The organism is Phaeocystidibacter marisrubri, assembly GCF_008933165.1.
GTDB classification, from domain to species: domain Bacteria; phylum Bacteroidota; class Bacteroidia; order Flavobacteriales; family Schleiferiaceae; genus Phaeocystidibacter; species Phaeocystidibacter marisrubri.
The window spans coordinates 195,941-221,844 of record NZ_WBVQ01000001.1 but is presented as its reverse complement, the minus strand read 5'-3'; the positions used below and the strand labels follow the sequence as shown (position 1 = coordinate 221,844).

At 46.4% G+C, this 25,904-nt stretch carries 16 protein-coding genes, 2 tRNA genes and 3 rRNA genes; 10 read left to right on the top strand and 11 right to left on the bottom strand.

The window, feature by feature from the left end; all coding sequences use genetic code 11:
• The gene (locus F8C82_RS00965; RefSeq protein ID WP_151691567.1) at nt 1–645 is read left to right on the top strand and encodes a metallophosphoesterase; all 645 of its coding nucleotides are present in this window, start codon (nt 1–3) and stop codon (nt 643–645) included.
• Between the two features lie 4 nt (nt 646–649).
• On the opposite strand, the gene nadB is transcribed toward F8C82_RS00965, so the two are convergent.
• Nucleotides 650–2,110, bottom strand: coding sequence for an L-aspartate oxidase (nadB, locus tag F8C82_RS00960; RefSeq protein WP_170266105.1), 1,461 nt, complete (start codon nt 2,108–2,110; stop codon nt 650–652).
• A 7-nt stretch (nt 2,111–2,117) separates the two neighbouring features.
• Nucleotides 2,118–3,071 carry a quinolinate synthase NadA gene (nadA, locus tag F8C82_RS00955; RefSeq protein WP_151691565.1) on the bottom strand — a complete coding sequence of 318 codons (954 nt, stop codon included), beginning with the start codon at nt 3,069–3,071 and terminating at the stop codon, nt 2,118–2,120.
• Between the two features lie 255 nt (nt 3,072–3,326).
• Between nadA and pruA the strand changes: the two genes are divergently transcribed.
• Entirely contained in the window at nt 3,327–4,952 is a 1,626-nt protein-coding gene (gene pruA, locus F8C82_RS00950; RefSeq protein ID WP_151691564.1) for an L-glutamate gamma-semialdehyde dehydrogenase, read from the top strand.
• A 271-nt stretch (nt 4,953–5,223) separates the two neighbouring features.
• Nucleotides 5,224–5,709, top strand: a complete 486-nt coding sequence (locus tag F8C82_RS00945; protein WP_151691563.1) for a hypothetical protein — start codon at nt 5,224–5,226, stop codon at nt 5,707–5,709.
• A gap of 26 nt (nt 5,710–5,735) precedes the next feature.
• Here the strand turns inward: F8C82_RS00945 and rsmG are convergent, their stop codons facing one another.
• Both rsmG and F8C82_RS00935 read right to left on the bottom strand, forming a co-directional pair.
• Nucleotides 5,736–6,368 (bottom strand): 16S rRNA (guanine(527)-N(7))-methyltransferase RsmG, encoded by a 633-nt coding sequence (gene rsmG / locus F8C82_RS00940; protein ID WP_151691562.1) that lies wholly within the window; start codon nt 6,366–6,368, stop codon nt 5,736–5,738.
• Nucleotides 6,368–7,492, bottom strand: a complete 1,125-nt coding sequence (locus tag F8C82_RS00935; protein ID WP_151691561.1) for a glycosyltransferase — start codon at nt 7,490–7,492, stop codon at nt 6,368–6,370. The genes rsmG and F8C82_RS00935 overlap by 1 nt, the downstream gene beginning before the upstream one ends.
• Nucleotides 7,493–7,562: 70 nt before the next feature.
• Here F8C82_RS00935 and tgt point away from each other — a divergent pair, with 70 nt between their 5' ends.
• From tgt to F8C82_RS00900, 7 genes are all read left to right on the top strand, one after another.
• A complete protein-coding gene (gene tgt, locus F8C82_RS00930) occupies nt 7,563–8,693 on the top strand; it encodes a tRNA guanosine(34) transglycosylase Tgt (RefSeq protein ID WP_151691560.1) in 1,131 nt (376 codons plus the stop codon).
• Nucleotides 8,694–9,779, top strand: coding sequence for an LptF/LptG family permease (locus tag F8C82_RS00925; RefSeq protein WP_151691559.1), 1,086 nt, complete (start codon nt 8,694–8,696; stop codon nt 9,777–9,779). It abuts the gene before it with no gap.
• The gene (locus F8C82_RS00920) at nt 9,736–10,677 is read left to right on the top strand and encodes a DMT family transporter (RefSeq protein ID WP_317132261.1); all 942 of its coding nucleotides are present in this window, start codon (nt 9,736–9,738) and stop codon (nt 10,675–10,677) included. Before F8C82_RS00925 ends, F8C82_RS00920 begins: the two co-directional genes overlap by 44 nt.
• Before the next feature lie 45 nt (nt 10,678–10,722).
• Nucleotides 10,723–11,676, top strand: a complete 954-nt coding sequence (locus F8C82_RS00915; protein WP_151691557.1) for an acetyl-CoA carboxylase carboxyltransferase subunit alpha — start codon at nt 10,723–10,725, stop codon at nt 11,674–11,676.
• Between the two features lie 236 nt (nt 11,677–11,912).
• On the top strand, nt 11,913–13,430 hold the full coding sequence (gene dnaB, locus F8C82_RS00910) for a replicative DNA helicase (RefSeq protein ID WP_151691556.1): 1,518 nt from the start codon (nt 11,913–11,915) through the stop codon (nt 13,428–13,430).
• A 64-nt stretch (nt 13,431–13,494) separates the two neighbouring features.
• Complete coding sequence (locus F8C82_RS00905; protein ID WP_407675822.1) at nt 13,495–14,679, top strand: asparagine synthetase B; 1,185 nt, start codon at nt 13,495–13,497, stop codon at nt 14,677–14,679.
• Nucleotides 14,680–14,867: 188 nt separating this feature from the next.
• Nucleotides 14,868–17,411 (top strand): adenosylcobalamin-dependent ribonucleoside-diphosphate reductase, encoded by a 2,544-nt coding sequence (locus tag F8C82_RS00900; RefSeq protein WP_151691555.1) that lies wholly within the window; start codon nt 14,868–14,870, stop codon nt 17,409–17,411.
• A gap of 47 nt (nt 17,412–17,458) precedes the next feature.
• Here the strand turns inward: F8C82_RS00900 and F8C82_RS00895 are convergent, their stop codons facing one another.
• The 7 genes from F8C82_RS00895 to F8C82_RS00865 all read right to left on the bottom strand — a co-directional run bounded on the left by F8C82_RS00895 (nt 17,459) and on the right by F8C82_RS00865 (nt 25,904).
• Entirely contained in the window at nt 17,459–19,324 is a 1,866-nt protein-coding gene (locus tag F8C82_RS00895; RefSeq protein WP_151691554.1) for a putative porin, read from the bottom strand.
• A gap of 203 nt (nt 19,325–19,527) precedes the next feature.
• Nucleotides 19,528–19,638, bottom strand: a 5S ribosomal RNA gene (gene rrf / locus F8C82_RS00890).
• A gap of 66 nt (nt 19,639–19,704) precedes the next feature.
• Nucleotides 19,705–22,581 (bottom strand): 23S ribosomal RNA (locus F8C82_RS00885).
• A gap of 144 nt (nt 22,582–22,725) precedes the next feature.
• Nucleotides 22,726–22,799: transfer RNA gene (locus F8C82_RS00880), tRNA-Ala, on the bottom strand.
• Between the two features lie 15 nt (nt 22,800–22,814).
• A tRNA-Ile gene (locus F8C82_RS00875) sits at nt 22,815–22,888 on the bottom strand.
• Between the two features lie 164 nt (nt 22,889–23,052).
• Nucleotides 23,053–24,571 (bottom strand): 16S ribosomal RNA (locus tag F8C82_RS00870).
• The 16S, 23S and 5S rRNA genes sit together here with 2 tRNA genes alongside, the layout of an rRNA operon.
• A gap of 637 nt (nt 24,572–25,208) precedes the next feature.
• Nucleotides 25,209–25,904, bottom strand: a complete 696-nt coding sequence (locus F8C82_RS00865; protein ID WP_151691553.1) for an SDR family NAD(P)-dependent oxidoreductase — start codon at nt 25,902–25,904, stop codon at nt 25,209–25,211.

Below are 25,904 nucleotides of genomic sequence, written 5' to 3'. Positions count from 1 at the left end.
ATGAATATTCTGGCCGTAGGCGATGTCCATGGCTGCTACCACACGTTTAAACAACTGGTAGAAGAACATTGGAATCCGGAGAATGAATTTCTGATTCAGGTTGGCGACCTCATCAACAAAGGTCGCAATTCCGGAAAAGTGTACGCCTATGCCCGCCGTTTGCAGGATGAATACCCTTACCAGGTATTCTTCTTAAAAGGCAATCACGAAGAACGCTTTATCAAGTTGCACAATCGGCCCGGTGTGGATAAACTGATTGACAAGTGCAAAAAGGACTTTGTGAAGCGTGACATCAATATCAAACGTGCACTAGAGTGGATGAAAGCTCTACCACTGAAGTGGGAGAATCCATCCATTCTAATCACGCACGCTGGCATCAGTCCTTTTTCCAAAGATCCGTACGGCCCTAACGCCCGAAGAGGCGTTCTTCACAACCGAAGTTCGCTAAAGAATATTGGGAAAGTTCAGGTTCACGGTCACTTATTGCTCGACAAAGGCGAACCTGCTTACAGCAGTGAATCGAACTCATGGTGTATTGATACAGCCGCATGGACTGGAAAAAAGCTGACTGCACTAAGACTTAACTATGATGGGCAAATCCTTGAAAAAATTCAAGTGAACACCCACCCCAAAGACATACGTTAAGGGATTAGGCCATCCAAGTTAATGCTCCTACATCTTGCGAATAGCGCAGGGAATCTTTGGCGATTTCAATACAAAGTGCCAATCGAAGTGCGAGTTCTCTATTGGACGTTGATTCTTTTCTCGATTCCCAGGATGCGATCATTTCATCGAGTTCTGCTCGGTTGCGCATCACTCCCAAATAGCGACTCACCTCTCGTTGCAGGTTTTCGATTTCGCTGCGATCGGATGCCTCACTTTCTGAAAACTCTGCCGCGAGCGGCACATCAGAAACGGCTCTCTCCACTGATTTGGAAATGGAATCTGCTACGGTTCGTGCAAAAACGATAGCCTCTAGAAGTGAATTCGAGGCCAAGCGATTGGCACCGTGCAAACCCGTTCGAGCACATTCACCCAAGGCCCATAACCCCGACACATTGGTGGCCCCTGAAATCGCAGTATCGATTCCACCACAATGGTAGTGTGATGCAGGAGTAACAGGGATCAAGTCCACCGCTGGATCAAGCCCCCTTTGGCGCAAGCCCTCTGATATGATAGGGAAAACTTCTTCAAACTTACCGGTCTCAAAATGCGTCACATCCAGATACATCCACTTTACATCTGCCTTGAGCATTTCGTTGTAAATGGATTTTGACACAACGTCCCGTGTAGCCAAATCGCCACGCTTGTCGTATTGTGTCATGAAGGCCACTCCGTCATGATTTCTCAAAATTCCGCCTGCTCCTCGAACGGCTTCAGAAATAAGCAGTGACTTTCCGGGTTGATCGGAATACAGCACGGTAGGGTGAAATTGTACAAAAGCCATGTCGCGAACCTTTGCTCCTAATTCCATGGCTAAGGCCACTCCACTTCCCCACGCCAAATCAGGATTTGATGTTGTGTTGAAAAGCGCGCCCAAACCTCCCGTTGCCAAAACGGTATGATCGGCTTCAACGGTGTAATATTCCTCACCATCGTGAAGTAGAGCTCCTCCACAAGAACCATCGGATCGACGGAGCAGCTTGTCAGCTCGCCATCCTTTGTGAACTTCAATATTCGGATGAGATTCCAACTGCTCATAAAGAGCCGTCATAATTCCCTTCCCTGTATAGTCTTTTATATGAAGAATTCGAGAGGCCGAATGACCTCCTTCTCTGTGTAGAGAATAAGAGTGATCTTCTACCTCATCAAAGTGGACACCCCATGATTCCAGTTGTGAAATTTCTTCTGCAGCATGTTCGATCACGTATCGAGCTACAGTTTCATCCGTCATTCCAGCACCTGCCTCTAGAGTATCTTCCAAATGTTGATCGAGCGAATCTTCGGTATTGGACAATACCGCTGCGATTCCACCTTGGGCGTGATAGGAATTGGTGTCCTGAACGTGCTTCGGCATCGCCAAAACCACCTGATTTCCACTGTGGGCCAAATGTATGGCGACTGCTGTTCCTGCTAGTCCACCTCCTACAACCAGTACTCGGTTCTTCATAGTGCAATTAGGCCGGACGCAAGTTCCAGTTAAGCATTCTATCAATAGGTCGGCGGGCATTGGCAATGGTCGCTTCGTCTAATTCTATAAACGGAGCTTCGTCGCGCATGCATCGGTAGAGCTTCTCCAAGGTGTTCATCTTCATGAAAGCACACTCGCTACACGCACATGTATTGTCTTCTACGCCTGGGGCTGGAATAAATTCAATATCTGGATATCTCAGGCGCATCTTATGTAGGATACCGTGCTCGGTAGCAACGATGTAACGCTTGTGATTCTTTCCTTCTGGATAATTCAATAATGCAGCGGTAGAACCGATGAATTCTGCAATCTTTAGAATAGGTGTTTCCGACTCTGGATGGGCAATCATAGCTGCATCTGGGTATTTCTGCTTCAATTCAATGATGCGTTCCAAATCGAATGCCTCGTGTACCATGCATGCACCTTCCCAGAGCACCATATCTCTTCCGGTTTTCTCTATCAAGTATTTACCTAGATTCACATCTGGAGCAAACACAATAGGCTGATCTTCTGGGATGCTATTAATCAACTCCACTGCATTACTGCTGGTACATACCCAATCACTCATGGTTTTGATCTCCGCAGAAGCATTGATGTAAGTCACCACTGTGTGATTTGGGTAATTCTTGAGGAACTCGCGGAATTGATCAGGCGGACAAGAATCTGCCAGCGAACAACCTGCAGCCATATCCGGTAAAACCACCTTTTTAGATGGATTGATAATCTTGGCGGTTTCAGCCATAAAATGAACACCTGCAAAGACAATCAAATCGGCCTCTGTTTCAGCAGCGCGCTGTGCCAATGCGAGGCTATCCCCTACAAAGTCGGCAATGTCTTGAATATCTGACTCTTGGTAATAATGCGCTAGTACCACCGCATTCTTCTCTTCTTTAAGCTCGTTGATTTGCTTAAAAAGCTCCTGCTTTCTTTCCTCGTTCATACCGGTTCAGTTATGGTATATAAAACCCGAAAGGTCAAATTTAGTTCTAATCGGGCGCAAGTTGGCTCTATTTCGAAAGGTAGTCTATGAGAATTGTCAGGCTCTCATGTTTCCACCCCATAAGTACAACGTGAAAATTGTGCTTAACCGGTTTGTAATCAACACTTTTTTCATTCGCGGAACTTCAGTAACCTAGGTCATATGCTATTCCAATGTGATTGGCTACTTTTGCCTCGAACCCAAAAATATTCCGTCATGCCAAAGGGAATTTATCACGTACCTATTGCCGTGAACGAACCGGTTTTGAGCTATGCTCCCGGTACTCCAGAAAGAGACGAGTTGTTGAGCACTTACCGCAAGATGAAATCGCAGGTAATGGACATTCCTATGTTCATTAACGGTAAGGAGGTTCGCACTAACGATACCCACGCACTTTATCCACCGCACGAGCTGAAGACTCAAATTGGTACTTACCATAGAGGAACCAAGCAGCACGTTCAAGATGCGGTTGACGCAGCCTTGGAAGCGCGTGAAAAGTGGGCAAACTTGAGTTGGGAGCACCGTGCTAGCATCTTCTTGAAAGCGGCTGATTTGATTGCCGGACCATTCCGCGCACGCATCAATGCTGCCACCATGTTGGCTCAAAGTAAGAACGCCATGCAAGCTGAAATCGACTCAGCATGTGAGTTGGCCGACTTCCTTCGTTTCAACGTTCAGTACATGACCGAGATTTACGACAACCAACCTGAATCCTCTGATGGGGTTTGGAACCGTTTGGAATACCGTCCACTCGAAGGATTCGTATTCGCCATCACTCCATTCAACTTTACCGCTATTGCAGGTAATCTTCCAGCAGCACCAGCTCTTATGGGGTGTGTAGCAGTTTGGAAGCCCGCAGATTCTCAGATTTACTCTGCGAATGTTGTCATGGAAGTATTCCGCGAAGCCGGTGTTCCTGCAGGAGTAATCAACTTGGTATTTGCTGATGGCCCAGATGCAGGTGATGTTGTATTCAACCACCCTGAATTTGCAGGTCTTCACTTTACGGGATCTACCAACGTATTCCGTCATCTATGGCAAACCATCGGTGAGAACATCTCTAAGTACAAGAGCTACCCACGCATTGTAGGAGAAACGGGAGGAAAAGACTTCATTGTAGCTCACCCTTCTTCTAACGTTCAAGAAGTAGCCGTAGCCATTGCTCGCGGTGCTTTTGAATTCCAAGGTCAGAAGTGTTCTGCAGCATCTCGTGCTTACCTTCCTTCTAACATTGCTAGCGACATTCTCGATCGCGCCGTTGCAATAGTGAAAGATTTCAAGATGGGTTCTCCTGAGAACTTTGAAAACTTCATCACAGCGGTCATCGATGAGCGTGCATTCGACAAGATTGCGGGCTACATCGACTTCATCAAGGAGCAAGATGACGCTGAGATTCTAGTAGGTGGTAACTACGATAAGTCTGAAGGTTATTTCATCGAGCCTACCATCGTGAAGACTTCCAACCCAATGTTCCGCACCATGTGTGAGGAAATCTTTGGTCCAGTAATTACGATTTACGAATACCCAGAAAACGAGTGGTCAGAAACCTTGAAATTGGTTAACGCTACTGGCGAATACGCATTGACAGGAGCCATCTTCTCACAAGATCGTTACGCGATTGAAGAGGCAACTAAAGCATTGGAAAATGCGGCTGGTAACTTCTACATCAACGACAAGCCAACTGGAGCCGTTGTTGGTCAGCAGCCATTTGGTGGCGCACGTGGATCAGGTACAAACGACAAGGCAGGTTCTTATTTGAATCTTCTTCGTTGGGTATCTCCTCGTACTATCAAGGAAACCTTCGTTCCACCAACCGATTACAAGTACCCATTCTTGGGGTAATCCGATATGGAAACAAACGAGAAAGTCCCTGCCAATTGGTAGGGACTTTTTTATTTCACACCATCTATAAGCATTTCTATAAGTGGCCAAAAATTGTTGTTTTGAAGCAAAATGGCCACTTATAGTTACTACAGAGTGGTTGAATCATTTTATCTATTTTGCTCCTCTTATAACAACTCCACAAAAAATCTCTCTGATGACTGAATGTCCTGTTTGCAAAACTATATGTCATAATAACCAAGCCACTTGTCATCATTGCAATTATCCATTTATGGGATCGGAGCAAGATAAGGCCACCTTTATTGCAGAGTCGGTTAATTTTAAATACGACATAGAAAAAGCACAAAAGCGCATAGTCATTGCCCGTCGCATCTTAGCCGTGCTAAGCATCCTCTACTTTGTCAGTATCGCATACATCACTTCTAAACTACCTGCCACTGATGCATTTGGTGTAGCGATAATTATGGGAATAATTCCGGTAACCTTCCTCATCTCTGCCATTTTCATGAAAAAAGCACCACTGGCAATGGCATGGCTCAGTTTGGGAGTCTACATCACCTACGCACTAATCGAAATGATGATAGACCCTATCACATTGTTACAAGGATTAGTCTGGAGAGTACTCATCATCGGATCCCTCTCAGGTGTTCTCGTTGTTGTCCACAACATTAGACGAATTGCCAAAAAGTCCAACTACTTCATGAGTCAGATCTTCCCAGACAAAAAATTCCAAGTATTGGATGAATTGAACGGATGAGTCTGTAGCAAGAAACCAGAATCCACCTAGCCCTTCTTCGCTGGCAAGTACACCACGTACTTCGTCTCAAAGAAGTCTTCTTCAAAGAAGTCTGAAATAGGGAACAGCTCCGCCTTAGGGAAATCGGCGAGTTCTTCGGTCAGGTCGCCACCTTTGAGGTAAAGAATGCCATTGGGTAAGGTGTGCTGCGAATGCGATTTGAACTTGCGTTTTACCCAGTTCACAAACTTGGGCATTTGGGTAACCGCACGAGAAACAACAAAGTCGAAGGACATCTTTACATCTTCAGCTCTTCCGTGAATGGCCTTCACATTTGTAAGTCCTAGCTCCTCGGCAACTCCATTCACCACCTTAATCTTCTTGCCGATACTATCCACCAAAACAAAGTCCGTTTCAGGAAAGAGTATCGCCAAGGGAATCCCCGGAAAACCACCGCCTGTGCCAACGTCGAGAACCTGTGCACCAGGGGCAAAAGCAATGATGCGTGCAATGGCCATGCTGTGAAGAAGGTGACGTTCGTTGAAGGATTCCATATCCTTCCGACTGATCACGTTGATCTTCGCATTCCAATCTTCATACAGATCTTTCAAACGAGAGAGCTGATCAACCTGATCCGTTGTTAAATCTGGAAAGTAGGCTAGCACTTTGTTGATTTCCATCACTTCCACTTTTTTGAGGTGCCAAGAACCTTGTTAAGAATGAGGAGATATCCACCGGTTAGCACCCAAATCATTTCGTACACAGGCCACAAAAGTACCAAATCGGCATTGCCCAAAAATCTTGAGGTAGTAAATCCAACTACCCACTGGGCAATGGTCCGAAGCCCTACCACTCCCAACATAATATACATGTGGAATTCATCAACGAAAGGAAGAGCCATTGCGAAGAAGAACCAAAACCAAAAAATGGATGCGGCAAAAGTGGCAAGCACAAACTTGTGGTGCGGCTTATACAGTGTTGACGTAGAAAAATGACGACGTTTTTGTGTGATCCATTCCTTCCAGGTCTCTTTGCTTTCCGTTAAGGTATGAGCGGTGTCTTTCGCCACAACTCCAACTTTGCCTCGCTTAGCTGCGGAATTCACGAATAAATCATCGTCCCCACTTGGAACATGGATGTGCTTAATAAAACCATTCTGTTCAAACCAAAGTGACTTGCGGTAGGCAAGGTTTCGACCCACTCCCATGTAAGGCATCCCCCAGAAATTCCAAGCGAAATACTGAAGAGCAGTTTGTACGGTTTCAAATCGACTAAGGGCATTGACTACGCCCTTGGTTTTAATGACATCGCCATAACCGAGAACAATCTCCTTCCCCCCCATAAACCCAGAAATCATTTCACGAATCCAATCTGGACTACTCGGGTAACAATCTGCGTCGGTAAGCAGAAGGTGTTCGTTTTGAGCCGCTTTAATACCGAGCGCCAAACCGTACTTCTTACCGTGCCAGAAATGATCATTTTCGGGAACACGAACAATGCGGAGGTGATCGTGCTCTTTTTGCATCTCTTCCAACACGTCGATGGAATCGTCGCTACTCATATCATTCACGGCAATCACCTCAAAGTTGGGGTAATCTTGATGAAGGATGGTTGGCAAATACTTCTTGAAATTCTCGGCTTCATTCCTTCCCACAACAATAACACTCACGGGTGGAAGTAAGTCTGCCCGCTGCGTTTCGTGCGGTTTTTTAAAGGAGAACCGAGGAAATATCAGCAACCAATACAGCAACTGAACTGCTGCAATGCCGATAAATACTGAAAATAGAAGCTCTGGTGTATTCATAGGTAATCGAGGGCAAATGTATGACACTCATTTCGACCTTCACCGTAGAAAATTCCGCTATTTTTGCCCGATGCAATTTGAACTGCAATCTACAGACCCAAAGAGTAAGGCGAGAGCTGGGAAAGTCACTACAGATCACGGAGTGATTGAAACCCCCATTTTCATGCCTGTTGGCACCGTCGCATCCGTAAAGGCGGTGCATCAAACCGAGTTAGTTGAAGACACCAAGGCGGAAATCATTCTTGGTAATACCTATCACTTGTACCTGAGACCGGGCACAGAAACGCTTACCGCAGCTGGAGGTCTCCACAAGTTTATGAGTTGGGATCGTCCTATCCTGACGGATTCTGGTGGGTTTCAAGTGTACTCGCTAGACGGCATCAACAAGATTAAGGAAGAAGGTGTGAAATTCAAGTCGCACATTGACGGCTCCTACCACCTCTTCACTCCAGAAAATGTTATGGACATTCAGCGTCAAATTGGCGCAGATATCATCATGGCCTTTGACGAGTGTACTCCATATCCTTGTCCGCCGGAATACGCGAAAGAAGCAATGGATCGTACCCACCGTTGGTTGCAGCGTTGTATTAATCGCTTTGACGAAACGGAACCTCTGTACGGGCATTCGCAAACCCTTTTCCCTATTGTTCAAGGCTCAGTTTATCCAGAACTTCGCAAGATTTCCGCGGAATTCATTGCAGAGACCAATAGAGAGGGATATGCCATTGGCGGCTTGAGCGTGGGCGAACCTCACGAAGAAATGTACGCCATGAGTGATTTGGTGTGCGACATTTTGCCCAAGGACAAACCGCGTTATTTGATGGGTGTCGGAACTCCGGCCAACATTTTGGAAAACATTGCTTTGGGAGTAGATATGTTCGACTGTGTGATGCCGGCTCGTAACGGTAGAAATGGTCAGCTCTTTACTTCTGAAGGGATCATCAATATTAAAAATGCCAAATGGGAAAGAGACTTTTCTCCCATTGACTCCAATGGCACCAGTTACGTCGATCAGCTTTATACCAAAGCCTATCTTCGTCACCTCTTCCGCTCTAACGAATATTTAGGACGTCAGATTGCGACTTTACACAATTTAAGGTTCTATTTGTGGTTGGTGAAGGAAGCCCGTGAGCGAATCATTAATGGCACCTTCCGAGAGTGGAAAGAATTGATGGTTCCCAAATTGCAAAATCGCTTGTAAGTGAAGCTTGTTGATCGCTACATATTTAAGAAATTCCTTGGCACATTTACCTTGTTTTTTGTGCTCTTGATGCTCATTGCTGTGGTGATTGACATCTCTGAGAAATTGGAGGATTTCACCAAGAATGGTGCGCTTTTAAATGAGATCGTTTTCGACTATTACGTGAACTTCATCGCGTACTATGGCAACCTGTTTAGCGCCTTAATCCTCTTCTTGTCTACCATCTTCTTCACATCCAAGATGGCCAACAATACCGAAATTGTTCCTATTCTGACCGGAGGAAGAAGTTTTAGTCGATTTACGGTTCCTTACTTTTTTGGAGCAACGGTAGTCTTCTTAATCAGTGCGGCCATCAACCATTTCGTCATTCCAGTCACCAATGTAAAGCGCCTAGAATTCGAGGCAAAATACACTCAAGTAAGAGACGACCGACGAACCACTCAAATCTTTCGTCAGGTTGAACCCGGGCATGTCGTTTACTTCTACTCCTTTAGTCCAGAGCGTAATGCCGGCTATCAATTCACCTACGATGTGTACGACATCAAAGAGAATCGAATGGTGAAAAAACTGGAGGCCGACTACGTTCGCTACGACAGTATTAAAGGTACCTGGCGACTCGACAACTGGGAAATCCGAAACATCCATGAGGATGGCACGGAATCTCTGCAGAGAGGTCGGCGTGTGGACACCACCTTTTCCTTTGACGGCAACGATATCGTACCCAGACTATCGTCTACCGCGATGATGACCACGCCCGACTTAATCAAATTTATTGAAAAAGAAGAGCTGCGTGGCTCCGAGCGATTGAACTTTCATATCATCGAGCTCAACAACCGTACAGCCTACCCTTTCTCCAGCTTCATCCTTGTTCTCATTGCTGTTTCCATCAGCAGTAGAAAACGACGAGGGGGATTGGGGGTCAATATTGCCATAGGTCTCATTTTGGTGATGATCTACATCTTCTTCATGCAGATATCTACCACCCTATCAACGCATGGAAACTTTCCTCCTACTTTAGCTGTTTGGACACCGAATATGGTCTTTGCCCTTCTGGGTATTATCAGCTTCCGACTTGCTCCTAAGTAAACGTACATATAACGCCCAGCTCAGACTCCATTTCGTTGTATTTCTATGGGGTTTTACTGCCATCCTGGGAGATATAATTTCCGTGGATTCCATCCCCCTTGTGACCTATCGCATGCTCATCGCCGTCATTTCCATTTACGCCTTTCTGAAATTTAAAGGAGTAAATGTTGCTGTAAGCGGTCCTTTGCGATGGAAGCTCTATGGTGCGGGGATGATTATAGCCCTTCATTGGATCACCTTTTTCCATGCCATAAAGATCTCAACGGTTAGTGTCACTTTAGCCTGCATCGGATCGGGAACCCTCTTCGTTTCCATTCTGGAACCCTTATTCTTTAGGCGAAAGATTGCCCTATCTGAAGTCTTATTGGGAATCGCAGTTGCGGCCGGGATCTTCACCATAGCCAATGCAGAAACCAGTTATATCAATGGAGTCATAGTCGCATTGATTTCCGCATTCCTTTCCGCCCTTTTCAGCGTGATGAACGGGATGCTTGTGAAGAAGAGCAACTCTGCGGTGATCACCGTTCATGAACTCTTTGGGGGATGGTTGGCAATTGCACTTTTGATGATCGCTCAACTCGCCTTTGGAGAGCGCAGCGTAGAATCTATTTCACTTACAGCCAAAGACGTTGGGCTCTTAATTGTACTGGGAACCATTGCCACCGCTTATGCCTTCATCGAATCGGTAGCAGTGATGAAGGAACTCAGTCCATTTACCGTGGTTCTCACCATCAACTTAGAACCTGTTTATGGCATTTTACTCGCCTATTTCCTCCTTGGCGATGATGAAAAAATGTCGCCTGAGTTCTACTTTGGAGCATTAATTATCCTAGCTTCCGTTCTGATTAACGGGTACTTAAAGCGCAAACAGCGAAGAAGATCACAAGAAACTTCGTAGGAAAGCGGATATTCGTAATTTGCACCCCCTAAATAATTCCTACATATGGACTATCTAGACTTCGAGACCCCTATCCAGGAGTTGGAGGAACAGTTGGAAAAAACCCGTGGCTTGGAAGTTGAAACCAACACGGACATGAACAAGACCATCAAGGAACTTGAAAAGCGTATTGTTCAAACCAGAAAGGAAATCGCAAAGAATCTCACACCTTGGCAACGCGTACAATTGTCGCGTCACCCAAGCAGACCGTATACACTCGCTTATATTGAAGCCATGACCAATGGCAACTTTCTAGAACTTCACGGGGATCGTGGAGTGAAAGATGACAAAGCGATGGTTGGCGGTTGGGGAGAAATCGATGGCGAATCTTACATGTTCATCGGCCAACAGAAAGGAGTAAACACCAAGATGCGTCAGTACCGCAACTTTGGTATGCCCAATCCTGAAGGGTACCGCAAGGCACTTCGCCTGATGAAAATGGCAGAGAAATTCAACCGTCCGGTGGTTGCCCTTATCGACACTCCGGGAGCTTTCCCTGGATTGGAAGCCGAGGAGCGAGGCCAAGGTGAAGCCATTGCACGCAACATCTTTGAGATGGCTCGATTGAGAGTTCCTATCATTTGTATCATTATTGGTGAAGGTGCTTCTGGTGGTGCTTTGGGAATTGGTGTAGGCGACAAAGTGCTTATGCTCGAAAACACATGGTACTCTGTGATTTCCCCAGAGAGCTGTTCTTCTATCTTGTGGCGATCTTGGGATTACAAGGAGCAAGCTGCTTCTGCTCTTAAGCTCACTGCTGAAGATATGCTGAAGAACAAACTCATCGATGGTATCATTAAAGAGCCATTGGGTGGAGCACATGTGAATCCAGACGAAATATTCAAGACTGTAGCTTCAGAGATCTCGAAACACTACAACAAATTGAAAACTCTTGATGTAGATAAGCTCATCGACAAACGCGTTGAGAAGTTCTGCAAAATGGGAGTATACAGCGAATAGTATTCGCGTCGTATAAAATGGGAAACGCCGTCCATTGGTCGGCGTTTTTTCATGCTCTGTCATTCCGACATACAGCCTGACGAAGATTGCATTTGGAATGAAAAACGGGTAGGCACACTTCAATCAAACAGAGATATCTTTTTGATTAGCAAGCAATTCCTTCAACATTCAATTCGTTAAAAACTAGGTGAGCTATCCTGTTCATCACCTTATGATATTTGTACTTTTGACTGACGATGAATCAGCCTGACAACAATCCTTCTCCGAGAAGAAATCAAAAAAGTAAGTCCGTAGTTCAACTGGAACAAGGACGAATTCCACCACAAGCCGTAGAGCTTGAGGAGGCCGTATTGGGTGCTCTTTTGATTGACAACTCTGCACTTAACCAAGTCATTGACATCTTGAGTCCAGAGGCCTTTTACAAGGATACGCACTCCAAGATTTATCAAGCCATCCACAATCTATTTGGTCGTTCGGAAGCGATTGATATTTTGACCGTTGCACAAGACTTGAGAAAGAAAGGACAGCTGGATCAAGTGGGAGGAGAATACTACCTCGTACACTTGAGTCAGCGCGTATCTTCATCGGCCCACATTGAATACCACGCTAGAATTATCGTTCAAAAGCATATTCAACGTGAGCTCATTCGAGTTTCCTCTGAGATCATCAACGAGGCATTTGACGAAAGTGCAGACGTACTTGAACTCTTGGACAAAGCAGAACAGAGCTTGTTTAACGTGGCTCAAGGGAACTTGAAAAAGAACTACGAAAGTTCACAAGACCTCATTCACCAAGCGATTTCTAGAATTGAAGAAATCTCTAAGAAAGAAGGTCTTTCAGGAGTTCCAAGTGGATTCTCTCAAGTGGATAGAGTTACATCGGGTTGGCAGCGATCTGACTTGGTGATTATTGCGGCTCGTCCTGGTATGGGTAAAACCGCATTCGTACTCTCCATGGCGAGAAACATCGCCATCGACCATCAAACACCTGTAGCAGTATTCTCTTTGGAGATGAGTTCCGTTCAGTTGATCACTCGTTTGATTTCCAGCGAAACCGGACTTTCTTCGGAGAAGTTGAGAAAGGGAAACTTGGACGATCACGAATGGCAGCAATTGCTAGCGAAGGTGAAGAACTTGGAAGATGCACCTATCTTTATTGACGACACCCCTGCCCTTTCCGTATTTGATATGCGTGCAAAGTGTAGACGTTTGGTAGCACAGCACGGCGTAAGTATCATCATCATTGACTACCTCCAGTTGATGACCGCTGGCGGTGGCAAGAATGGCGGTAACCGCGAACAAGAAATCTCCACGATTTCCCGTTCCCTAAAGAGTATTGCCAAAGAATTGAACGTTCCAGTAATCGCCCTGTCTCAGCTGAGTCGAAGCGTAGAAACACGTGGAGGTAGCAAGCGACCGCTTCTATCTGACCTTCGTGAATCTGGTGCGATTGAGCAAGATGCCGATATCGTATCCTTCATCTACCGTCCAGAATACTATGGAATTACCGAATGGGACGACGATGGAAGTCCAAGTGAATCCCAAGGTGAATTCATGATCGCCAAACACCGTAACGGTAGTTTGGAAAACGTTCGCTTGAAATTTGAAGGCCATATGGCTAAATTCTCCGATCTTGACGAGGTAGGAGGATTTGATCAACCTGCAGTGTTTGAATCTAAAATGAATTCTGATGATGAGAACCAGGACTTCTTCGGCGATTCGGGACCAACAGAAGACTACGGTTCTGCGTTCTAGTACGCTTACCTTTCTCTTTGTATTCCTCAGCTTCTTTGCCAACGCAGATTGGCTGCTCATTCCCATGGATGAACAGGGTCAACGCGATCACCTCAAAGCCTATGGAATTGCCTATTGGTCACTTGAGAGAAGTGTAGAAGTCCAATGGTTATTGAATTATAGAGGAGGCGCCTTCATGATTCCTCATCATGCAGAAATTCAGCGTGAGTGCACAATTCGCGGAGTGAGCTTTGAAACGTTGTCGGATGTTGACGCAGATGGAATTCTAGCGCAGATCGCTTCACCATCTGTGAATATGGAAGCGGTGAAGTTGGAGAAAGCTCCAAAAATCGCCGTCTATTCTCCAGAGGGAAATCAACCTTGGGATGATGCCGTAACACTGGTGCTCACATATGCGGAGATTCCCTACGATATCATTTACGATAGAGAAGTTCTTAACGACGAGCTAACCAAATACGATTGGCTTCACCTTCACCATGAAGACTTCACGGGTCAGTACGGAAAATTTTACGCCAGCTTCCGCATGTCGGCCTGGTACATAGAACAAAAACTTCAGGCCGAAAAAGATGCTGCGGAATTGGGGTTTGATAAAGTTTCCGAGCTCAAGTTAGCGGTAGCCCTTCGAATCAAAGAGTACGTTGCAGGAGGAGGATTTCTCTTCGCCATGTGTTCTGCCACCGATAGCTACGATATTGCACTTTCTGCCGAAGGTGTGGATATCTGCGAACCTATGTTTGACGGTGATCCATCTGATCCCAGCTATCAGAATCAAATCGACTTTACACGTACACTTGCTTTTCGTGATTTCACCCTAAGTCAAGATCCCAACGAATACGAATTCTCGGATATTGACATGACGAATTCGAGAAGAATCGATGCTGAGAATGACTTCTTCACCCTCTTTGATTACTCCGCTAAGTGGGATGTCATTCCTTCCATGCTTTGTCAGAATCACACGAGAATTGTTCCTGGCTTTATGGGACAAACTACAGCGTATCGCCGAGAATTAATCAAGCCCGATGTACTTATCATGGGCGAAACGAAGGCCAATGGAGAAGCTCGATATATTCATGGAGAACTCGGCAGAGGTCAGTGGACCTTCTATGGTGGGCATGATCCTGAAGATTATACCCATCGAGTGGGTGATCCTCCTACGGAATTGGAACTTCATCCAAATTCACCCGGCTATCGACTCATTTTGAACAACATTTTGTTCCCCGCAGCACGTAAGCAGAAACAGAAGACCTAGCGCGCGAATTAGTCGACATCAATCCTTCTCTAGGGATGATAGATAAAATCAAATCCTTCGGAAATCCGCATTATCAAATCGATTTCGGAGTTGTTCACCGCACCGGTTCATAAGTCCAAAATCCCCCTCTTCGAACGAGTCAATTATAGCGCAAACTTTACGGGAAGTATCAACCAAAGTTCAGCTCTATGCCATCAGATATAACCGTATCCACCACGCGGACCTACACCTACGAAGAAGTTTACAGCGCTAGTTTACAATATTTTAGAAACGATGAACTAGCAGCCACTACTTGGATGAACAAGTATGCGCGAAAGAATTCAAAAGGCGAATTTCTAGAAACTACACCTGCAGACATGCACCGCAGGATGGCCCGTGAGTTTGCCCGAATAGAAGGAAAATACAAGGATCAATTCGACCGAAATTCGAAAGGCCTATCCACTTATGGGAAGAACCGTCCGCATCTGGATGAGAAGTCCATTTTCCATCTCTTCGACAATTTCAAATATGTCGTTCCCCAAGGTTCAGTTATGTTTGGTTTGGGCAATACAGATGTTCTTGCCTCTCTTTCCAATTGTGTTGTAATGCCATCCCCGTACGACAGCTACGGTGGTATCATGCACACGGATCAGCAGCTTACTCAACTGTTTAAGAGAAGGTGTGGAGTTGGCATTGATCTATCCTCCCTTCGCCCCTCAAACCAAACTGTAAACAACGCAGCTGGAACCACAAGCGGAGCCGTTTCCTTCATGGAGCGATTCAGCAACACAACACGTGAAGTTGCGCAAAATGGAAGAAGGGGAGCTTTGATGCTAACTATGGATGTAGCCCATCCCGACATTGAGGATTTTGTAAAGATTAAGCAAGATTTATCGAAGGTAACAGGTGCAAACATATCCATTCGCTTGAGCGATGCCTTTATGTCTGCTGTAGAGCAGAAAGAGCCGTTTACTCTGCAATGGCCTATAGATAGTGATAAGCCTTCCGTAACCAAAGAAGTTGACGCGGTTTCGCTTTGGAACACCATCATCAAATGTGCGCATAACTCAGCTGAGCCGGGGCTCATCTTCTGGGATAGACAACATCACTACTCCACCTCAAGCGTGTACCCTGGGTATGAAAACCTTAGTACCAATCCGTGTTCAGAGATCGCCATGCAGGGAGGAGACAGTTGCCGTCTCATTGCAATTAACCTGTACTCTTTCGTAAACGATCCATTCACTGCCGATGCATCGTTTGATTACGAGCTTTTCTATCAAACCACGTATGAAGCACAGCGCCTCATGGACGACTTGGTTGATCTAGAGTTGGAGCATGTTCAGAAAGTCATCGACAAGATCAAACAAGATCCTGAGCCCGATTATATCAAACAACCTGAGCTCGACTTGTGGCAGCTCCTATATGACAATGGTAAGAACGGTAGACGAACCGGCTTGGGCTTTACGGGGCTTGGAGATGCCATCGCAGCACTGGGGTTAAAAATGGATGAAAAGGGTGGTTTGGAAACCATTGACACCATAATGCGTACGAAACTTAAAGGGGAATTCGATAGCTCCATTGACATGAGCATTGAACGCGGTTCTTTCGTAGGTTTCGATCCAGTGATAGAGGCTACCTCTGAATTCATTCAAATGATGAAAGAGGATTTCCCTGAAGTTCACGATAGAATGATGGAACACGGAAGACGAAATATCTCCATTAGTACCGTCGCTCCAACAGGGTCTTTAAGCATGCTCACACAAACCACTTCGGGAATTGAACCTCCATTCATGCTAAGCTACAAGCGCAGAAGAAAATTGAGTGGCAAATCTGATGAAACCAAAGTGAGCTTTGTAGATGAATTGGGAGATGCTTGGGAGGAGTTTGACGTGTACCATGCAAAACTCAAAACATGGATGGAAATCAGTGGAAAGAGCGAAATATCCGAGAGTCCTTATGCGGGAGCCACCGCAAATGAGATTGATTGGATAAAGCGCGTTGAAGTACAATCTATCGTTCAGAAATATACCACACACTCCATCAGTTCAACCATCAACCTCCCTTCTGATGTAAGCGTTGGAAAAGTTGGCGAGATCTATCTCGAATCTTGGAAACATGGACTAAAGGGAATTACTGTATACCGTGATGGTAGTAGAAGTGGAGTTCTGGTTTCTAAAGACGAGAAGAAGGCAAAGGTAGATTTGAACGCTCCCGTCATTCCTCGTCCAGACACATTGGAGGCACGCATCATTCGCTTTAAAAATGAAAGTGAAAACTGGATTGCCGTTGTGGGGATTCTAGACGACTTGCCGTATGAAATCTTTACAGGTAAGGCCGAAGATGCATTCAATCTTCCTCCTTATGTGACCCGAGGTTCCGTTGTACGTGCACGCACGGAAACACAAACACGATACGACTTCCAGTACACGGATAGTCAGGGCTACCGCGTAACCATTGAAGGCTTGTCGCGTTCCTTCAACAAGGAATTCTGGAATTACGCCAAGCTTATTTCAGGGGTACTTCGCCACCGCATGCCTCTGCCTTATGTAGTTGAATTGGTAAGTAATTTGAATCTCGACAATGACTTCATCAATTCATGGAAGAACGGTGTAGCGAGAGCGCTGAAAACCTTCATTCCAGACGGTACGGTTGCAGTAGACAAAACCTGTCCAGATTGCGGAGACACAGACGGATTAATTTACGAAGAAGGATGTTTGAAGTGTAAAAGCTGTGGTCACTCCAAATGTGGATAAGTTAGATCCAAAATAATAGAAAAGGCGGGAAATCACTCCCGCCTTTTTTAATTAAAGAATCTCCATCGGAGTCCCAAATGAATCGTTCGATCTGCCAATGGATAATAAGGTGCTGCGTAGTACGACCTGTTAAATAAGCCCTCTGCGACATTCTCTGCGAGCACGTAGATTTCTGCAGTGCCAATTCTAAATCCAGCAACGGCATTTAGATAGAAGAAGTTCCCAATCTCTTGACCATTTTGAAGATGAAACACTCCAGTTACAGGCATGTAGGCATTGGCTTTATACTTAGAATACACCATGGATTCTAGTCCGGTATAAGCCTTAAGCGCTCCTTCGTAAATTTGCCACTTCCCAAAAATGCCACTTCGGTTCACCCAGGTGGGCAGGCGAAGGATATCTCCAGATCCTGAAGTGACCTGGAAGGTAGTCTTACTCGTCACGATCAACCAGGTGCTGAGTGGAACACGCACATTCAATTCGGTTTGGATGAGCTGCATAGCACCTTCCAATTGCATTGGCAGTGCAGATTCATCATAGTATACCGGTCTGCTCCAGTTATTCAAATTGACTCCCAATCGAATGTAGTCGTTGTAACTGGCATATCCTCCTAACTTTTGATAATAGGTGGACTCCCAGTTGTTGTTCCATCTAAAGTCGTTTCCATACCACTGTTGACTTTGCAAGGTTGGCATTTGATTTTGGAAGATGGCGTCAGCTCCAACTTCAAGACCATATAATTCGGCTCGAAGGTTTCCACGTATGTCAAATCCACCAACTTGAGTTCCTATAATGTGGTACCGTCCTTTAGCTCGCCAGTCAAACGACTTCGTTTCGCCTCTCACCTCTCCAGAGAGATAGATGGCATCTTGTGTGCGTCGTATGGAATCCGTAGAGAGCGCGCCGTAGGCATATCCTATCCCCACTTTCGCATAAGAGAATCCCTTCACACCGCTTTGGAAAACGAGCCCTACTTGCTGATCAGTTGAAAGAACACGGGTGCTATCTCTTGTTTCCGCAGAGTCTAAGTACCAGTTACCAAGAATACTATCTGTTGAAAAGAAGGTTCGATTTGACGTTCTGAAATCACCCTCGTGATACACCCCAATTCCCTTCGCGCCCATACTATCGGCAAACGGAAGATACTGCTGACTAAAAGTCAAATTGAACTGAGTTGCTTTAAAGTAGCTATCATTCCATCGAATATTGATGAGCTCGCGATTTGTTATCAGGCTATCTGGATTGCTAAAACCATCGGTATTGGTAATACCGCCGCTCTCTCTACCGCGGTTTTTATTCCACAATAAAGCCGTTTGATAGCTGTAATGATTATTCTTAGTGCGATAGTGACTACTTGCTTTGACCTGGTCTGAAAGGTTATCCTGAGAAAAATAATCACCTCTGGCAGACACGCGTTGAAAATCAAAGAAGAAATTGAGGCGTTCATGTGCGTTCAGTGTCAAGTACCCCCCAAATAGTTGACCCCGTTCATAACCACTCAAATATCGAATACCCGATAGAGGAGCCTTAACGTCATAGAGAGGAATATCCCGCGCGTTGCCCCAACCGTGGAAATACGATTGAAATCCCGAGCGAGGTCCAATGGAAAGGTCTGGATCATATACCAAATATACCAGTGGTGTGGCAAGGTTAGCCATCGACAACTGCCCGTACAGATCTCTATTCCATTCATTCAGTCGGGTATGATTCAAAACCGTAATGGTACTATCCACCGGACGGAAAGACAACTCGTCCCATTGGCGAATTGTTAAGGCCGAATATGCCTCTTTCAGTGAATCTTCATGAGATTCATTCATAATCACATCAGAGGAATCACGAATAACCACCTCTTGTCCATAGGACATGACGCACGAGAGCAGTGCGATAAGCGATAATGCTACATTCTTTTTCACAGTGAGCGAAGATAGGGAATAGCGGGTTGCAATTGGTTGATGGCAATTGGCTTTTGGCTATTAGCTATGAGGATGAGGAGCAAATGGATGTTCGCTATCGGCTCTGGAGCCTGAAAATTATTACCCTATCGATATGGAGAAATAAGCAAGAGTACAGTACAGCGCAAAAAAAAGCCCTGCCAGCAGAACTGACAGGGCTTGAAGGATGGCGACGACCTACTCTCCCGGGGCGAACCCAGTACCATCGGCGCTGTTAGGCTTAACGACTCTGTTCGGAATGGGAAGAGGTGATCCCTAACGCAATAGTCACCATAAATCGTCGGTCGGTTAAGACCGTATGTTTTAACATATTGATAGAGCCATACAAAAAGACTTTCGGGAAGAAAAAAGCTCACGGGTAATTAGTACTACTCGGCTATGACATTACTGCCTTTACACCTGTAGCCTATCAACGTCATCGTCTATAACGACCCTTAAGAGAAATCTCATCTCGGGATGGGCTTCGCGCTTATATGCTTTCAGCGCTTATCCCTTCCGTACATAGCTACCCTGCGGTGCAGCTGGCGCCACAACAGGTACACTAGCGGTACGTCCAACTCGGTCCTCTCGTACTAAAGTCAGATTCCCTCAAATTTCTTACGCCCACAGCAGATAGAGACCGAACTGTCTCGCGACGTTCTGAACCCAGCTCGCGTGCCACTTTAATGGGCGAACAGCCCAACCCTTGGGACCTTCTCCAGCCCCAGGATGTGACGAGCCGACATCGAGGTGCCAAACCCCCCCGTCGATGTGAGCTCTTGGGGGAGATCAGCCTGTTATCCCCGGAGTACCTTTTATCCTTTGAGCGATGGCCCTTCCATGCGGAACCACCGGATCACTATGCTCTACTTTCGTACCTGATCGACTTGTAGGTCTCACAGTCAAGCACCCTTATGCCATTGCACTCTACGCACGGTTACCAAGCGTGCTGAGGGTACCTTTAGAAGCCTCCGTTACTCTTTTGGAGGCGACCACCCCAGTCAAACTACCCGCCAAGCACTGTCCCCCGTGAGGGGTTAGGCTCCAAACAAGTAAAGGGTGGTATTTCAACGTCGACTCCACAACGCCTAGCGACGCCGCTTCATAGTCTCCCACCTATCCTACACATTACTTGTCCGAAGTCAATACTAAGCTGTAGTGAAGGTTCACGGGGTCTTTTCGTCCCGCTGCGGGTAATCGGCATCTTCACCGATACTACAATTTCACCGAGCTCGTGGCCGAGACAGTGCCCAGATCGTTACACCATTCGTGCAGGTCGGAACTTACCCGACAAGGAATTTCGCTACCTTAGGACCGTTATAGTTACGGCCGCCGTTTACTGGGGCTTCAATTCAATGCTTCTCCGAAGATAACATCTCCTCTTAACCTTCCAGCACCGGGCAGGTGTCAGACCCTATACTTCATCTTTCGATTTCGCAGAGTCCTGTGTTTTTGATAAACAGTCGCCTGGGCCTATTCACTGCGGCCCCACCGGAGTGGGGCGCCTCTTCTCCCGAAGTTACGAGGCGATTTTGCCTAGTTCCTTAGCCACGATTCACTCGAGCGCCTTAGGATTCTCTCCTTGACTACCTGTGTCGGTTTACGGTACGGGTTGTATATACCTGAAGCTTAGAGGTTTTTCTCGGAAGTACGATTACATCCACTATCTCCGCATCCGAAGACTTGGAGTACTATCACGTTCGACTAACAATGCGGATTTGCCTACATCGTCAATATCTACACGCTTTAACGATCTATTCCGTCAGATCGCGGGATTGTCACAGCTTCGTCACCCCATCGCAGTATATACAAGTACTGGAATATTAACCAGTTGTCCATCCACTACCCCCTTCGGGTTCGCGTTAGGTCCCGACTAACCCTCAGCTGATTAGCATTGCTGAGGAAACCTTAGTCTATCGGCGTGCGGGGTTCTCACCCGCATTATCGTTACTCATTCCTACATTTTCTTTTCTATCCGCTCCAGCATGCCTCGCAGCACACCTTCGGCGCAAATAGAATGCTCCCCTACCACTGTATAAATACAATCCATTGCTTCGGTAGTATGCTTATGCCCGATTATTATCCACGCCGGACCGCTCGACTAGTGAGCTGTTACGCACTCTTTAAATGAATGGCTGCTTCCAAGCCAACATCCTAGCTGTCAATGCAGTCTGACCACGTTTGATCAACTTAGCATACATTTGGGGACCTTAGCAGATGGTCTGGGTTCTTTCCCTCTCGGACATGGACCTTAGCACCCATGCCCTCACTCCCGGCAAGCATGTTATAGCATTCGGAGTTTGACAGGATTTGGTAGGCGATGAAACCCCCGCATCCAACCAGTAGCTCTACCTCTATAACACTCAATACCGAGGCTGCACCTAAATGCATTTCGGGGAGTACGAGCTATTTCCAAGTTTGATTAGCCTTTCACCCCTACCCACAGTTCATCCCAAGACTTTTCAACGTCAACGGGTTCGGTCCTCCACTCTGTGTTACCAGAGCTTCAACCTGACCATGGGTAGATCACTTGGTTTCGCGTCTGCCCCCACTGACTGCACGCCCTATTCAGACTCGCTTTCGCTTCGGCTTCGAACCTAAAATTCTTAACCTCGCCAGTGAGGAGCAACTCGTAGGATCATTATGCAAAAGGCACGCCGTCACATCTCATGGATGCTCCGACCGCTTGTAGGCACACGGTTTCAGGTACTATTTCACTCCCTTATTCAGGGTGCTTTTCACCTTTCCCTCACGGTACTTGTTCACTATCGGTCTTCTAGGAGTATTTAGCCTTACCAGATGGTTCTGGCAGATTCAGACAGGATTTCACGTGTCCCGCCCTACTCAGGATACTGCTAAAAATAACATAACGCTACGCTTACGGGACTATCACCCCCTATGGTCCTACTTTCCAGTAGGTTCAGCTTAATTATGCATCTTACGTCGCAGTCCTACAACCCCGACCTTGCCGAAACAAAATCGGTTTGGGCTATTCCCCGTTCGCTCGCCACTACTGAGGGAATCACTATTGTTTTCTCTTCCTCCGGGTACTTAGATGTTTCAGTTCCCCGGGTTAACCTCCTTTCGGATGACATGTCTTCAACATGCCGGGTTGCCCCATTCGGATATCTACGGATCAATGGTCATGTGCACCTCCCCGTAGCTTTTCGCAGCTTATCACGTCCTTCTTCGTCTCTAGAAGCCTAGGCATCCGCCGTATGCCCTTATCTACTTTCTTCTTCCGGTGTTGCAAAACACGATATACATCTTGCAACCGGAAATTCTTTTTGTTGCTCTATTCAATATGTCAAAGAACTTTTCTAACTCTCTACCCTAAACACCAATACTGCTACCGCGTTCAAAGTATTCATAAAGTCAGACTGTGGAGAATATCGGAGTCGAACCGATGACCTCCTGCTTGCAAAGCAGGCGCTCTAGCCAACTGAGCTAATCCCCCTTCTCTGGTATCTTGTAGTCCCGGGCAGACTCGAACTGCCGACCTCTACATTATCAGTGTAGCGCTCTAACCAGCTGAGCTACGGGACTGTTTTCATTGCTAAATGACATCTCCCATATCTCTACGGTAGACGCCCCTACCAGGAAAGGTCCAAGCCTTTCTCATTATCTATTACATACAAAGAAGGAAAAACCAAACTCCTCAATCCTTTCATCCCTAAAGAACCTATTCTTCAGCTCTCTTTTTTCTCTAGAAAGGAGGTGTTCCAGCCACACCTTCCGGTACGGCTACCTTGTTACGACTTAGCCCTAGTTACTGGTTTTACCCTAGGCAGCTCCTTGCGGTTACCGACTTCAGGCACCCCCAGCTTCCATGGCTTGACGGGCGGTGTGTACAAGGCCCGGGAACGTATTCACCGCGTCATGGCTGATACGCGATTACTAGCGATTCCAGCTTCACGTAGTCGAGTTGCAGACTACGATCCGAACTGAGATAGAGTTTGAAGATTCGCTTCTGCTCGCGCAGTCGCTGCCCTCTGTCTCTACCATTGTAGCACGTGTGTAGCCCAGGGTGTAAGGGCCGTGATGATTTGACGTCGTCCCCACCTTCCTCTCAGCTTGCGCTGGCAGTTCCATTAGAGTCCCCGGCCGAACCGCTGGCAACTAATGGTAGGGGTTGCGCTCGTTGCGGGACTTAACCCAACACCTCACGGCACGAGCTGACGACAACCATGCAGCACCTTGCAAAGTGTCCGAAGAAAAACCGGTTTCCCAGTCTGTCACTCTGCATTTAAACCCTGGTAAGGTTCCTCGCGTATCATCGAATTAAACCACATGCTCCACCGCTTGTGCGGGCCCCCGTCAATTCCTTTGAGTTTCACCGTTGCCGGCGTACTCCCCAGGTGGATAACTTAACGCTTTCGCTTGGCCGCCGACCGTATATCGCCGACAGCGAGTTATCATCGTTTACGGCGTGGACTACCAGGGTATCTAATCCTGTTCGCTCCCCACGCTTTCGTCCCTCAGCGTCAGTAGTGCTTTAGTAAGCTGCCTTCGCAATCGGTGTTCTAAGTCATATCTATGCATTTCACCGCTACATGACTTATTCCGCCTACTTCACGCACACTCAAGATCTCCAGTATCAAAGGCAATTCCACAGTTGAGCTGTAGGCTTTCACCTCTGACTTAAAGACCCGCCTACGGACCCTTTAAACCCAATGAATCCGGATAACGCTTGGATCCTCCGTATTACCGCGGCTGCTGGCACGGAGTTAGCCGATCCTTATTCGTATGGTACCTTCAAGCCACTACACGTAGTGGTGTTTATTCCCATACAAAAGCAGTTTACAACCCGTAGGGCCGTCATCCTGCACGCGGCATGGCTGGTTCAGACTTGCGTCCATTGACCAATATTCCTCACTGCTGCCTCCCGTAGGAGTCTGGTCCGTGTCTCAGTACCAGTGTGGGGGACCACCCTCTCAGGCCCCCTACCCATCGTTGCCTTGGTGAGCTGTTACCTCACCAACTAGCTAATGGGACGCATGCCCATCTCAAACCGATAAATCTTTAATTATTAATACATGTGTATCAATAATACTATGGGGTATTAATCCGAATTTCTCCGGGCTATCCCCCTGTTTGAGGTAGGTTGCATACGCGTTACGCACCCGTGCGCCGCTCTCATAATTAGCAAGCTAATTAATCCCGCTCGACTTGCATGTGTTAGGCCTGCCGCTAGCGTTCATCCTGAGCCAGGATCAAACTCTCCATTGTAAAGCGTTTGATGCTGTTTTGCTGTTTCCTCTAGGCTTTCGCCTCTAGGTCTCAAAGTATCTCAGGGCTTGGCTTTCCTTGTTTTCTTTGTACGCAATATGTTAAAGAACTTCTTGTCTTAATCTATTCCCCGCTTCCGTTGTTTCTGCTTGTCAACCTCGCGGCTCACAGCTTCGTTGCTGTCGGAAGGGGCGGCAAAAGTATGTCAGGTTTTTATTCTGACCAAAACTTTTTTGAAGTTTTTTTTTCGCCGTCGCTAGTGTCAAAAAACGCGCTCATTGATGTGATCGCTTGAGCTTTTAGCGGCGGCAAAATTAAGTCAGCTTTTTATTCTGACCAAAACTTTATCCAAGTTTTTTTCGCCGTTTTTTCCTTTCAAATAACGCGCTAGTTTCGCTTGACGCTTCCTAGCAAAAGGGCTGCAAAGATAGAACGACTTTTCTTTATCATCCAAACTCTTTTCAAAGTTTTTTTTCTCTCCTTAGCTCCCGATTTTTTAACCTCCAACCATCGCTGATCTTTAGTCTTTATCTGCGCTACCTTCAATGAACGTCCTCGTTGTTGAGGGCTGCAAATGTAAGCTAGTCTTTCTTCCCCGCAAGCCTTTTGGGAAGGTTTTTTTGAGGGAATTCTAGCCTCACGGCGTAGTGCTACTGATTGGCAGCACTTTACCTCTGATAAATTTTTGCGCACCCTCGGTAAAGTCGGCTATAAAGGTGGACATCTCGCTAGGATTTACCGGCGCTTTGAAGCCTGGGAAGGCTTCTGCCAGCATCTCGGTTTGAACAGCACCAAGACACAATACATTAAAGGACCATCCCTTTTCTCCGAATTCTTCCTGTAAGCATTCCGTTAAAGAAGCCACCGCAGCCTTGCTCGAACTGTATGCAGATAACCCTGGAAACTTTTGCGCCCCCTGAAATCCCCCCATACTCGATATGTTGACGACATGAATGTCATCCGCAAATACCGACATGGCCTTTTGAATCAATTCGAATACGGAGAATACATTCACTTCATATACATGTCGAAGCTCAGAAGCCGATATTTCACCAAAGGGTTTATTGACCAATGCTCCTGCATTGTTAATCATATGAGAAATAGTGTAGCCTCTATCTACCAATGCCGAAATGAATTGATCCACCTGTGCAGGCTGACCTAAATCTACAACGGCACATTCCATACGATTGTCATTGCATTCCGCTTTTAACGCTTGCAACTTATCTTCTGATCGAGCTAAAGCGATTACATGATGGCCGCGCATGTGCATCTCCAATGCAAGAGCGTAACCAATACCTCTACTGGCACCGGTTATGAGTGTTACTTTGCCCAT